Source organism: Pantoea sp. Morm (genome assembly GCF_016643525.1).
Classification (GTDB): domain Bacteria; phylum Pseudomonadota; class Gammaproteobacteria; order Enterobacterales; family Enterobacteriaceae; genus Pantoea; species Pantoea dispersa.
In genome coordinates this window covers 1-11,851 of the sequence record NZ_VOQX01000116.1, presented here as the reverse complement: position 1 = coordinate 11,851, position 11,851 = coordinate 1, and the positions used below count along the sequence as shown (strand labels likewise).

Here is an 11,851-nt window from a genome sequence, read left to right as displayed (position 1 = left end):
GCAGCCGTGTTATGGATCAAAGACGATTTCAACGGTTTGCCAGCGTATTACCTGTGTAACAATCTTCAGTTCAACATCGAGCACGGCGTCAGCCAGCTCATCCGGGCGGTGATTGAGCTAACCCAACCTTCTGACGTGACCATTCTCGGCGCGTCGAAAGGCGGCAGTGCCGCGCTCTACTTTGGTATCCGCCACAACATCAGAAACATTATTACTGCAGTACCGCAGTTTTTTCTCGGTGACTATGCAAGCCAGATTTGGCCCAGTGTGGGGAAGGCGATGATGGGAGAGATAAGCCCGGCTGCGGTCGCGTTGCTAAATAAATACCTGCCCAATGCCCTGCGACGCGATCGCCAGACACAGAAAAATATTTATCTGTTTACTGCTCTGGCCGATCATCAGCGCGAGCAGGAAGTGTTACCGCACCTCGGGCTGCTGGAAAAATACAGTAATTTCAATCTGATTGAATCGTCATCACCCTGTATCACGCAACATAATGAGGTGACCCGCTATAACCTCAACCTGATTCTGGCGCTGATATATCAGCTGGAGCAGAATATCACCCCGCGCTGGGGCCATATTCGCAACGGCAGCAGTTGGTAACGGCGCAGCTAAAAATCATAGGTTGGCTATGACGAATCCCGGCTAACGCGTGATTAAAAAGATCGCCAGCATAAAACCGATAAACAAACCGGCAAAGGTCAGCAAACCGGTGCGCGGCGTTTTGGCCTGACCGACAATCGCGCCGATAAAAATGCTCAGAATGGTGAGCGTGCCAATCATCACCCAAAGAAGATAGTGTGTATTTGCTGCCATGCGAAATCCTGTTAAGCGGCCATCAATCAATGCGCCCTGTTATACCATTTTTCGCTGTGGCTGGCTGCTGCAAATATCCGCTGCGTTGCGCTCAGCATGACGATGCGTAATATGTGACAACGTCACTTACGTATTATCTCACGCAATGTTATCACGCTTAATAAATGCGCTAATTGAGCAAATAAAGTCCGGCGACAAGGGTACCGACGGAAATAATATGGAATAGCTCAGTCATGGTAGCGACCTCAATTTGATGCCTGTACGACTCAGTCAAGAACAGCATCTGGCGTTCGTCAAATCATCACCGCCTGCATTAAGCGCAGCCGATGGCATAAATACCAATCGATGCTTAACTGAATACGTACCCATAAGACAGGAGGAAAGCCATGAGCCAGTCTGCATTAGCCACCTACCTTGCGTTAAGCGACGACGACCTCAATGAGATGGGCATCCGTCCGGACACGCTGTTCAAAGCGCAGCCCGACGATAACGGCGCCGCCGGTTACTATTTCAACGTACCGGACACCACGCCGCAGCGCGTGCTGGGGCAGAAACGCTGGTCGCTGGGCGATCGCATCGACATTCCGGCAAGCGTGTTAAATAACGATTCAGCGTAACGGCTCCCGGGATGCGCGATCCTGTGCCAGGCTTAAGTCATTGTGGAATGTTGCAATCAAGAGGGAATGATTATGATGAAAAAAACGGTACTGGCGTCACTGCTGATGGTGTTTAGTCTGGGCGCTATCGCTGAACAGGGCGGCTTTGAGGGCGGTAAAACCCCGCCGCCACAGAAACAACAGGACGCCGGTTATAAAGGTTCTGAAGACACCGGCCAGACGCATATCGAACAGATTCGGGATTTTCGTCAGGGCGGCTATGTCACGCTGGAAGGTTATATCGTTAAAAAGTTAAGCGGTGATAATTATCAGTTTCGCGACAGCACCGGCACCGTGACCATTAAGGCTGCAGCCGATACCTTCAAAGGCAAAACCTATAACGCCGAGGATCAGGTACGGGTAAGCGGCAAAGTGTATGGCCGGGGCGAGAATACCCGTGTGGATGTTGCACGTATCGAAGAACCTTAATGCATTATCGTCCGGTCCGCCGTCGCGCGTGCGGCGGACATTATCTTTCGATTCTCAGGAAATCATCGCATGAAGAGCCTGTTTGCCAGTCTGTTAATCCTCTCCACCCTGACCGCGCTGGCTGGCTGTCAGCAACCTGAACGGCCAATTGGCCCGGACGGACGCCCTAATGTCCCTGCAGAACAACCGGTGCCCGGCGGTCCAATGAGTAAAGGACCGGTAGGCCAGCCGCAGGCCTGACCGTTAGCGGCATCAGTACTTACCGCGCCCTGCCCTGAAAATTTATTGTCCTCATTGCCGCCGGGTATTATTACCGGCGGCATTTTTACGTCTGGCTTAATTAACGCCCACCACCATTACCCTGATTAAATTTTCATGGCTATGCTTGGTTATTACGCTGAAATAAAGGATATGCTGATGCACAGTCTTGATCCACAAATGTTGCTGTTACTCTATTTTGTCTTACCGGTTTGGCTTATTGCTGGCTTTGCCGACTGGCTTTGTCATCGCGCAACCGAAATAGAGCATACCTCCGGCGTTAAAGAAACGTGGATACATATTTTAATGTTTCTGGAGATGGGCACTCCGCTGCTGCTGGCATTATTTCTTGAGGTGAATGCGCTGATTATTGCGCTAATGATCGTGCTGTTTTTTTGTCATGAAGCCACTGCGTTATGGGACGTCAGCTATGCGGTGAAAAGCAGAAAAGTGACGCCGGTCGAACAACACATCCACAGTTTTCTCGAAATGGTGCCGCTGATGGCGCTGCTACTGGTGATCTCCCGTCACTGGCCGCAATTTCTCGCGCTGTTTGGGGCCGGCAATGAAACGCCCCGGCTTACTCTTACGCTGCGTGCCGATCCGCTGCCGCAGGGTTATATTATTGGCGTACTGTGCGCAATCGTGGTGTTTGAACTGCTGCCTTATCTGGAAGAATATCTGCGTACCCGGCGCGCGAAGAAAAACGCCTCAACGTGAACAGCATAAACCACCGTGCTGAATGGAAATGGGAATGATTGGGGAAGCTATTGATTCCACCACAGCCAATACCCACATGATAAAAAAACCTCCCGCGGGAGGTTTATCGATTAGATCGGTTTTTGCCCATCGTCTTCAGGCAATCCGGTGCCGGTATCATCATCGTCATCAAGCGGCTCTTCGCCGGGCACCTGCGCATCATCAGGCAGCGGAGTGACATCATCGGGTCGTTCTGACATAAGCACCTCCATACCCCACATTGGGTAATAACTATTTTAGTTGCGTTATCCTTCAGCCCGGCGGGTTTATCACGCATCTGTGAATTAAGCGTAAGAAGTAAATTAGTTATGGGTTAACGCTTTGCTTATCGCCTGCCCTCGGCTAACGCGATAAACAAAAAAGGCCACCCGAAGGTGACCAATAATAGGGTACTCGCTGCGTTAGTCATCAGGTGTGGTTATTAATTTGTTTCGCCACATGAATAACACAACTGAATTAATTCGCTTCTTTCATCACATACAACGACGAGGGGAAGGCAACCATAATCGACTTACAAAAAATACATTTTGCACCGAGTGGATTTTGCCTGTTCCTGTCAAAAACGGACTGGCGATATTGAGAGCCCTGACATTGTGGGCATCTCATAGCATTAATTACTGTAATAATCAGAGACCTGTAACGTTAACAGCTGACGGACCTTTAGGGCCGTTTTCTACAAAGAATTCAACTTTCTGACCGTCATCGAGTGAACGGAAGTCAGTTCCCTGAATGGCAGAGAAATGGACGAAAACGTCTTTGCTGCCGTCTTCCGGAGAAATGAAGCCGAAACCTTTCTCAGCGTTGAACCATTTTACTGTACCGAGCATTTTATTTGACATGTTTATACCTTGATAATGAGCCATATGGCATTAGAGGCTGAACCGCAGCGACACATCAGAACCTGAGATAAAACTCAAAGAGAAAGGCACAGGAAAGGCACTAACACAGATGAGAGATACAAAACGAACTAACTATGGGACTGTCTGCTTATCAGACCGGAGACGCATTAACGCACGTCTGGCGGATAAACACAAGGGGTAATAAAATTTAATGGCCAATTAAAGGCGTAACGAAACGGTGAACGCTCCGCGTTTAAAGTTTTAAGTGGATAGAATCAGTCACTATTTTAATCGCTGAAAGCCTCAGGCATTTAAAATAATTATTTTGCTGCGGCCACGACTGCCATTTCGCCAGGTAAAGAGTACGCCGAAAAAGAGACAAAAAAAGACCCAATACGATTCCTGTATCGGGTCCAGGGAAATGGCTCGTTGAGAGCCGTGCGCTAAAAGTTGGCATTTTTGCAGGCGAGGACGCCTTGCCTTTTAAAGGTAGACCAGCATCGGTGATTTTCCAGCCAGCGGGCTTCGCCGCCGGCAAAAGCTGCCAACTCTGTGATCGCGCTGGCACTAACGGCTGGCAGGCGCAGCGGCAAAAATGTGCGCTACGCCTGAAAATGCAGGGATTATTTACCGCACAGCTGCTGGGCGCGATCGACGATCGGCTGCAGGCTCATCTTTTGTCCGGGATGCGCTTTATCGGCGGCAAGGATGGTATCGATGGACTGCAATGTGCCCTGCCCGGCATTGCCGCGCGCCAGCGCTTTATCATTGAGCGGATACTGCAGCAGTGTGCTGGGGTTGATGGCAAATAGCGCGCCATCTTTCTCGCAGGTCAGCATCACCTCTTCACGGGTGAACGGCCACTTATCTTTGCCAATTTCAAAACGGCTGACGGTGATAATCTGCCCGGCGAACGCCTGGCTGCACAACGCTATCAGTAACCCAGCTGGAATCAGTTTCTTCAGCAAAATCTCGACCTCATCTCATCTTTTAACAGATTCAGGCCGGCGACAGCGTAGCAAACACGCTCACCAGCCCGATAACAATTAACGCCAGCAGCAGCTCGAGCTGCGTCAGACGAATAAAAAGTTTCGGTGCCCGGCTGGCGGCTAGGCGAAAACGCGGCACCAGCAGATAGCGATTAAGTAGCGCAATCAGCACCATCAGTGCTACCAGCAGCGCTTTGCTCACCAGCAGCTCGCTCCACAGCGTGGCGGTCCAGTTGAGCGGCGTGCCGGCAATCAGCAGGCTGTTGACCGTGCCGGTAACAATCGCCAGCGCCACGGCCAGATGACCATAGCGTGAAAAGCGCATCATGCTGCGAATGGCATCGGTGCGCCAGGCGATGTTACGCGCCTCGCGCATTAATAGCAGCAGCGGCAGCAGGCCACCGGCCCAGAAGGCGGCCGCGATCAAGTGCAGCGCATGATTCCCCTGCTGCAGCAGTCCCGGCATGCCGTCGCGTATCGCCGCATGGCCGACGCCCGCCAGCGCCACCAGCTGCAACAGCGCAGTCGCCAGTAACGCCTGCTGGCGCAGATTACCCCGCAGGCGCAGCGCCAGCGTGCTGAGCAGGGCAAACAGGATAACCCAGCGCCAAACCGAGCCGAAGCGCGTGCCCAGCACCGCCAGCCAGACGTCGATGCTGGCGATACTGCGCCAGTCGCCGCTCATCAGCCCGGTCTGCGCCGCCAGCATCAACAGCGCACTGAGTAAACTCAGCACGGCGCTGTATCCCATCAGCCGCCGCCAGCGCTGTGTCAGCACCGGTCGGTAGCGCGCCGGTGCCAGCAGCGCGGTATAAAATGCACTGCCGGTCAGCAGAAACAGCGCCAGAAAATGCAGCGCCCGCAGGACGATCCAGAACGCGCTAAGACTCATTACTTCACGCTGAAGCTGTAGCTACCTTTGGTTTTGTGGCCGTCCACTGACAGCACGTGCCAGTTGACCTGATACTGGCCCGACGCCAGCGGCTGGGCGATCGGCACAATCAGCTGATCGTGCTGCTGCGGATTCAGCTGGGCTTTCTCCAGCGCCACCGGTTGCTGCTGCGCGTTGGTCATTTCCACGCCGCTGAATGCCGGTTCAATATCTTCGGTAAATGTCAGGGTGAGTTGCTGCGGCGCGCGCTCCACCACGGCGTTATCCGCCGGCACCGGGGCTTTCAGGTGGGCATGTGCCAGAGCCAGCTGGCTGAAGCCCAGCGTCGCGCCCGCCAGCAGTAGCACGATAACGCGCCTGGATGCAGTTTTCATCATCACGTCTTCCCTTTTAACTGCGGCACTGCGCCGCAAATGTGGCAGCAGGATACGCCGCTGCTTTTAGGCTGTCGAGACTTGCGGTGCGATCCAATTCCCTTGATCCAGCAGGGCGAAACCATTATTTTTGCCCCTGTTTATCAGGAGAAAAGCATGAGCCAAAACCTTGCCCTGCTGTCGCAGGAAGAGAAAGACAAAGTAAACGTCGATCTCGCCGCCGCTGGCGTGGCGTTTAAAGAGCGCTACAACATGCCGGTGATCGCCGAGATGGTGGAGCGCGAGCAGCCGGAAGCGCTGCGCGACTGGTTCCGTCAGCGCCTGATGGCCTATCGCCAGGCATCGCTCAGTCTCTCCCGCCTGCCCTACGAACCTAAGCAGAAATAATTTATGTTACGCGTAATCGATACGGAAACCTGTGGCCTGCAGGGCGGCGTGGTGGAAGTGGCGTCAGTGGATGTCATTGACGGCCAGATCGTCAATCCGATGAGCGATCTGATCTGCCCGGACCGGCCCATCAGTCGTCAGGCGATGGCGGTGCACCGCATCACTGAAGCCATGGTGGTAGGCAAACCGACCATCGAAGAGGCGATTGGCCGCTATCACGGTAGCCCGCACTATGTGGCGCATAACGCCAGCTTTGACCGGCGCATGCTGCCGACGATGCCGGGCGAATGGATCTGCACCATGACGCTGGCGCGCCAGCTGTGGCCGGGCATTAAATACGGTAACCAGGCGCTGCGTCACAGCCTGAAACTTGAGGTGTCGCCGCCGGAAGACCTGCACGCGCACCGCGCGCTGTACGATTGCTACGTCACCGCCGCGCTGCTGATCCGCATTATGGAAACCTCCGGCTGGAGCGCCAGCGAGATGGTGAGTCGCTGCCAGCCGGCGCCGGTCAGTGACGAGGTGTTCCCGTTTGGTAAGTATCGCGGTCAGAGCATCGGCAGCATCGCGCGTAAAGATCCGGGCTATCTGCGCTGGGTACTGGAAAACGTACGTGATTTGCGCGCGCCGCTGCGGCAGACGCTGCGCAAATACGTTAAGGACACTCAGTAATCGCTGCGCGGCGGCAGCGTGCCCTGCGCCAGGGCGATCAGGAAAGTGAACTCCTGCGCCACGCCTTCATAGGATTTATAACGTCCTGATTTGCCGCCGTGGCCGGAATCCATATCGGTGCAGAGTAACAGCAGTGCATCGTTGGTGCGCAGCTCACGCAGCTTTGCCACCCACTTCGCCGGCTCCCAGTACTGTACCTGCGAATCGTGCAGCCCGGTCGTCACCAGCAGGTGCGGATACGCCTGCGCCGTCACGTTGTCATACGGGCTGTACTGGCGGATGTAGCGATAGAATTCCGCCTGCTCCGGATTGCCCCACTCATCATATTCACCGGTAGTCAGCGGAATCGACGGATCGAGCATGGTCGTGACCACATCGACAAACGGCACCTGAGCGATCACGCCGTGAAACAGCTGCGGCGCCATATTCAGCACACCGCCCATCAGCAAGCCCCCGGCACTGCCGCCCATCGCGTACAGCTGCTGCGGGTTACCGTAGCCTTTCGCCACCAGCGCTTCAGTGACATCAATGAAGTCGGTGAAGCTGTTCATTTTATGTTGCAGCCGGCCATCGTCATACCACTGCTGGCCCAGCTCGCCGCCGCCGCGCACGTGGATAATCGCGTAGATGAAACCGCGCTCCAGCAAACTGATGCGGCTGGTGCCAAAACTGGCCTCCATGCTGCTGCCATACGCGCCGTAGCCGTACGCCAGCAGCGGATTGGCGCCGCGCTGAAAGTGTTTGCGGTGATAAACCAGCGAGACAGGCACTTCCGTGCCGTCGCGCACCGTGATCCACAGGTGTTCACTTTTGTAGTCGGCAGAGTCAAAGCCCGGCACCGGGGTTTGCTTGAGAATGCGCCGCTCGCCGGTCTCCATGTTCAGTTCGAACAGCGTGGTCGGCGTCGTCATCGACGAGTAGCCGTAGCGCAGCGTGTCACTTTCCGGCGTGGGGTTGTAGGCCAGCCAGGTGACATAGGCCGGATCGTCAAAGGCAATACCGTAACTCTCGCCGCTCGCCCAGTTAATCTGGCGCAGCGTGTTTACCCCGCGCTGACGCTCTTCGACCACCAGCCAGTTACGAAACAGCTGGAAATCTTCCATCACTACGTGGTCGCGCGGCGGAATCAGGGTTTGCCAGCGATCTTCAGCCAGCCACGCGCTGCGGTACAGGCCGAAATTTTTGCCGTCGCGGTTGGAGCGAATGAAGAACTGGTGATCATAGTGATCGATGCTGTATTCATGATCGCGCCGCCGCGGACAAAACACCTGCGGCTGTGCGTCCGGATATTCCGCGTCAATCAGCAGAATTTCACTGGTAGTTGTGCTGAACAGCGCGATCAGAATGAAGTGTTCCGAAGTGGTTTTATGCACGCTGAGGTGGAAAGACTCATCCTGCTCTTCATATACCAGCTGATCTTCCGACTGCGGATGCCCCAGTTCGTGACGCCACACCTGATAAGCCAGCAGCGTTTTCGGATGCTTGCGTACGTAGTAGAGGGTGCGTGAGTCGTTGGCCCACGCCACGCTGGAGGACGCGTCGCGCAGCACCTCCGGATACCAGCTGCCGCTATTGAGGTTACGAAAGCGGATGCCGTACTGGCGGCGCGATAAAAAATCCTCCGCCAGCGCCATCACCTGGTTATCCGGGCTGATATCCAGCGTGCCCATGGTGTAAAAATCACTGTGTGCGGCGCGCTGGTTGCCATCTAACAGCAGCTGCCACGGCTGGTCGGCGGGCGCATCCACCGGCTGGCGGAAATAGGCTGCGTACTCATTGCCGGCTTCGTAACGGCTTTGATAGCGATAGCCGCGTTTAACGTACGGTACCGAATGGTCCTGCGCCGGCAGCCGATCGATGATCTCTTTCAATACCCGATCCTGCAACGCATCCTGAGAAGCCATCATCGCTTTACCGTAGCGGTTTTCCGCCTCCAGATAAGCCAGTACCTCGGGGTTTTGCCGGTCATCATCACGCAGCCAGAAATAGTTATCGGTGCGCGTTTCGCCGTGTAACGTCATGTGGTGGGGGATTTTTTTCGCTTGCGGCTGATTCATTACAGAGTTTCTCCCTGAAAGACGACATCCTGCAAGCGTGGCACTTCTGGCAGAGGAAGCCAAGCCGGAAACGCACGCGAAGTGTAACCGGAGGCCGCCGCAACCGCCTCCGGCGTGACTCAGGCCGCTTTTTCCGCCGCGATGTCGCGCTGAATACCGTCGCGCACGTCCTGCGGGATTTTCAGCGCATCGCCGAGCGCGGAGAGGTAACTGCGTTCCATGAAATGATCGACATCGATCGCCGCGCAGCTAAGGAAATAGAGTTCCAGCGCTTCCTCTTCGTTTTTCACGTCGGCGGCCAGCCACTGCGGATCGAGCGGACGGTTCATTGCCTGCTGAATCAGCGCTTCCGCCTGCGCACCGTAACCGGCCTGATGGATATTCTGCTCGATGGCCGTGCGCTCGCGATCGTCAATGTGCCCGTCGCTTTTCGCAGCAAACACCAGCGCGGTTACCAGTCGCTCCGCGCGCTGGTCGAGCGGCGTCTGCAACTGGCCAAACGCAGGCTCATCCTGATGGGTTTCCCGCACGCGCTGCTTGTATTTATTCCACAGCACCGCGCCTGCCGCCGCCCCGCCGCCGACCAGCAGCGCGGTGCCGCCGTATTTGGTTAACAGCTTGCGTGACGATTTGCTGGCAACCAGTAAACCCGCCAGGCCACCCAGCGCGCCGGGTGCCAGCATATCGCTCAGGCCGCCTGATTTGCCGTCACCGCCCTTCTTTGCCAGAACCGATTGAATTTGCTGCAGCCAGTTACTCATCGTTTAACTCCTGTTTAAGTTTCCGCTCACTATGCTGCCGCACGCTGTGTCAGTTAACGTCAGAGCCGGCAAAGTATGGCAAAGCCGGACGTGCACAATGCGTGAGTACGCAAACGTTTTCGTTTATACTGCGCGCGCATTTTGACTGCTAAGGTGAAATTATGACGACTCTCGGAACCGCGCTGCGTCCTGCCGCAACGCGTGTCATGCTGTTAGGTTCAGGTGAATTAGGCAAAGAGGTAGCGCTGGAGTGTCAGCGTCTCGGGGTGGAAGTGATCGCTGTCGATCGCTATGCCGATGCCCCGGCGATGCACGTTGCGCATCGCAGCCACGTCATTAACATGCTGGACGGTGACGCACTGGCGGCGCTGATTGCGCAGGAGCAGCCCCACTTTGTGGTGCCGGAAATCGAAGCCATCGCCACCGAAAAACTGCTGGAGCTGGAAGCGCAGGGGCAAAAAGTGGTGCCGACGGCCCGTGCTGCGCGTCTGACCATGAACCGCGAAGGCATTCGCCGTCTGGCGGCAGAAGAGCTGGCGTTACCGACCTCAACCTATCAGTTTGCGGATAGCAAAGCGCGTTTCGTCGCGGCCGCGCACGAGATCGGTTTTCCCTGCATCGTGAAACCGGTAATGAGCTCCTCCGGTAAAGGCCAGAGCTTCATTCGCGAAGCCAGCCAGCTGGATCACGCCTGGGATTATGCGCAGCAAGGCGGACGCGCAGGCGCGGGCCGGGTGATTGTCGAGGGCGTCGTGAAGTTCGATTTTGAAATCACCCTGCTGACCATCAGCGCGGTGGACGGCATCCATTTCTGCGCGCCAATTGGCCATCGTCAGGAAGATGGCGATTACCGGGAATCCTGGCAGCCGCAGCAGATGAGCGAACTGGCCCTGCAGCGTGCGCAGGATATCGCCGCTAACGTGGTGAAAGCGCTCGGCGGTTACGGCCTGTTTGGCGTGGAGCTGTTTGTGTGCGGCGACGAGGTGGTGTTCAGCGAAGTCTCTCCACGTCCGCACGATACCGGTATGGTGACGCTGATTTCGCAGGATCTCTCTGAGTTCGCGCTGCACGTGCGCGCCTTCCTCGGCCTGCCGATTGGCGGCATTCGCCAGTATGGACCGGCTGCTTCGGCGGTGATCCTGCCACAGCTCGATAGCCACAACGTGCAGTTTGTGAATGTGGAAGCCGCACTTGGCGCCGGTTTGCAGCTGCGCCTGTTTGGTAAGCCGGAAATTGCGGGGCAGCGCCGTCTGGGTGTCGCGCTGGCGACCGGTGACAGCACCGATGATGCCGTGGCCCGCGCCATTGCCAGCGCCGCAGCCGTGCAGGTTCAGGGCTGATTGACCGGGTGGTGACGCAGCGCCATCACCACTCGCAAAAATTGACCGCTGCCGCGTTGCAGTTACGCGGCAGCGCTATTCACGATCAGCAGGGTGAAGCCGCACCTGCCACAGCCTCACGCGCCAGCTGCGTAATACGATCCCAGTCTCCGCTCTCCAGCGCATCGTTTGGCACCAGCCACGAGCCGCCAATACACAGCACGCTTTTCAGCGCCAGATAGTCACGATAGTTGGCCGGTGAAATGCCGCCGGTCGGGCAGAAACGCACCTGCGGGAATGGACCACCAATCGCCGCCAGCGCTTTGACGCCACCGTTAGCCTCTGCCGGGAAGAACTTGAACTCGCGCAAACCATAATCCATGCCGACCATCAGTTCCGACACGGTGCTGATGCCTGGAATCAGCGGCACCGGGCCTTCCACCGCCGCCTTGAGCAGTGGCTCAGTGAGCCCCGGGCTAATGACAAACTGCGCGCCGGCGTCGGTCACTTCTTTCAGCTGCTGGGTATTGATCACCGTGCCGGCACCCACAATCGCTTCCGGGACTTCTTTGATCATTGCCCGCAGCGCATCCATCGCCACCGGCGTGCGCAGCGTCACTTCCAGCACGCGTACGCCACCTGC

Annotated in this window: 18 protein-coding genes; 8 read left to right on the top strand and 10 right to left on the bottom strand. The window is 56.2% G+C overall.

Going from position 1 to position 11,851, the window contains the following annotated elements:
• Positions 1–603 (top strand): hypothetical protein (locus FT726_RS23930; RefSeq protein ID WP_346303567.1); only part of this gene is annotated, 603 nt, incomplete at its 5' end.
• A gap of 42 nt (positions 604–645) precedes the next feature.
• Here the strand turns inward: FT726_RS23930 and FT726_RS23925 are convergent.
• A complete protein-coding gene (locus tag FT726_RS23925) occupies positions 646–816 on the bottom strand; it encodes a hypothetical protein (RefSeq protein WP_021510008.1) in 171 nt (56 codons plus the stop codon).
• Between the two features lie 386 nt (positions 817–1,202).
• On the opposite strand from FT726_RS23925, the gene FT726_RS23920 reads away from it, so the two are divergent.
• The 4 genes from FT726_RS23920 (at position 1,203) to FT726_RS23905 (ending at position 2,879) form a co-directional block, all read left to right on the top strand.
• Positions 1,203–1,433: a hypothetical protein gene (locus FT726_RS23920; protein WP_058781840.1), complete on the top strand. Its 231-nt coding sequence runs from the start codon at positions 1,203–1,205 to the stop codon at positions 1,431–1,433.
• A 75-nt stretch (positions 1,434–1,508) separates the two neighbouring features.
• The gene (locus FT726_RS23915; protein ID WP_058757753.1) at positions 1,509–1,901 is read left to right on the top strand and encodes a YgiW/YdeI family stress tolerance OB fold protein; all 393 of its coding nucleotides are present in this window, start codon (positions 1,509–1,511) and stop codon (positions 1,899–1,901) included.
• A gap of 69 nt (positions 1,902–1,970) precedes the next feature.
• Positions 1,971–2,141, top strand: coding sequence for a hypothetical protein (locus tag FT726_RS23910; protein WP_058774586.1), 171 nt, complete (start codon positions 1,971–1,973; stop codon positions 2,139–2,141).
• Between the two features lie 177 nt (positions 2,142–2,318).
• Complete coding sequence (locus FT726_RS23905) at positions 2,319–2,879, top strand: diguanylate cyclase (RefSeq protein ID WP_199189155.1); 561 nt, start codon at positions 2,319–2,321, stop codon at positions 2,877–2,879.
• A 110-nt stretch (positions 2,880–2,989) separates the two neighbouring features.
• Here the strand turns inward: FT726_RS23905 and FT726_RS23900 are convergent, their stop codons facing one another.
• The 6 genes from FT726_RS23900 to copC form a co-directional block, all read right to left on the bottom strand.
• Positions 2,990–3,118 carry a hypothetical protein gene (locus tag FT726_RS23900; RefSeq protein ID WP_021510004.1) on the bottom strand — a complete coding sequence of 43 codons (129 nt, stop codon included), beginning with the start codon at positions 3,116–3,118 and terminating at the stop codon, positions 2,990–2,992.
• A 256-nt stretch (positions 3,119–3,374) separates the two neighbouring features.
• Positions 3,375–3,524, bottom strand: coding sequence for a hypothetical protein (locus FT726_RS23895; RefSeq protein ID WP_240656183.1), 150 nt, complete (start codon positions 3,522–3,524; stop codon positions 3,375–3,377).
• 20 nt (positions 3,525–3,544) lie between these two features.
• Entirely contained in the window at positions 3,545–3,757 is a 213-nt protein-coding gene (locus tag FT726_RS23890; RefSeq protein ID WP_222951951.1) for a cold shock domain-containing protein, read from the bottom strand.
• Positions 3,758–4,380: 623 nt separating this feature from the next.
• The gene (locus FT726_RS23885) at positions 4,381–4,728 is read right to left on the bottom strand and encodes a YebY family protein (RefSeq protein WP_215788130.1); all 348 of its coding nucleotides are present in this window, start codon (positions 4,726–4,728) and stop codon (positions 4,381–4,383) included.
• 28 nt (positions 4,729–4,756) lie between these two features.
• Entirely contained in the window at positions 4,757–5,638 is an 882-nt protein-coding gene (gene copD, locus FT726_RS23880) for a copper homeostasis membrane protein CopD (RefSeq protein ID WP_288423828.1), read from the bottom strand.
• A complete protein-coding gene (gene copC, locus FT726_RS23875; protein WP_346303566.1) occupies positions 5,638–6,015 on the bottom strand; it encodes a copper homeostasis periplasmic binding protein CopC in 378 nt (125 codons plus the stop codon). The genes copD and copC overlap by 1 nt, the downstream gene beginning before the upstream one ends.
• 153 nt (positions 6,016–6,168) lie before the next feature.
• On the opposite strand from copC, the gene FT726_RS23870 reads away from it, so the two are divergent.
• Together FT726_RS23870 and exoX are read left to right on the top strand one after the other, a co-directional pair.
• Complete coding sequence (locus FT726_RS23870) at positions 6,169–6,399, top strand: DNA polymerase III subunit theta (protein ID WP_010616356.1); 231 nt, start codon at positions 6,169–6,171, stop codon at positions 6,397–6,399.
• Positions 6,400–6,402: 3 nt separating this feature from the next.
• The gene (gene exoX, locus FT726_RS23865) at positions 6,403–7,071 is read left to right on the top strand and encodes an exodeoxyribonuclease X (RefSeq protein ID WP_288443088.1); all 669 of its coding nucleotides are present in this window, start codon (positions 6,403–6,405) and stop codon (positions 7,069–7,071) included.
• Here exoX and FT726_RS23860 read toward each other — a convergent pair.
• Both FT726_RS23860 and FT726_RS23855 read right to left on the bottom strand, forming a co-directional pair.
• Positions 7,065–9,128 carry a prolyl oligopeptidase family serine peptidase gene (locus FT726_RS23860; RefSeq protein ID WP_088518142.1) on the bottom strand — a complete coding sequence of 688 codons (2,064 nt, stop codon included), beginning with the start codon at positions 9,126–9,128 and terminating at the stop codon, positions 7,065–7,067. The two genes, exoX and FT726_RS23860, sit on opposite strands and share 7 nt — an antisense overlap.
• A 119-nt stretch (positions 9,129–9,247) precedes the next feature.
• Positions 9,248–9,889 carry a tellurite resistance TerB family protein gene (locus FT726_RS23855; RefSeq protein WP_058757517.1) on the bottom strand — a complete coding sequence of 214 codons (642 nt, stop codon included), beginning with the start codon at positions 9,887–9,889 and terminating at the stop codon, positions 9,248–9,250.
• 161 nt (positions 9,890–10,050) lie between these two features.
• Here FT726_RS23855 and purT point away from each other — a divergent pair, with 161 nt between their 5' ends.
• Positions 10,051–11,229 carry a formate-dependent phosphoribosylglycinamide formyltransferase gene (gene purT, locus FT726_RS23850; protein WP_031280195.1) on the top strand — a complete coding sequence of 393 codons (1,179 nt, stop codon included), beginning with the start codon at positions 10,051–10,053 and terminating at the stop codon, positions 11,227–11,229.
• Positions 11,230–11,314: 85 nt separating this feature from the next.
• Here the strand turns inward: purT and FT726_RS23845 are convergent.
• On the bottom strand, positions 11,315–11,851 hold a 537-nt coding region (locus tag FT726_RS23845), incomplete at its 5' end, for a bifunctional 4-hydroxy-2-oxoglutarate aldolase/2-dehydro-3-deoxy-phosphogluconate aldolase (protein ID WP_346303565.1).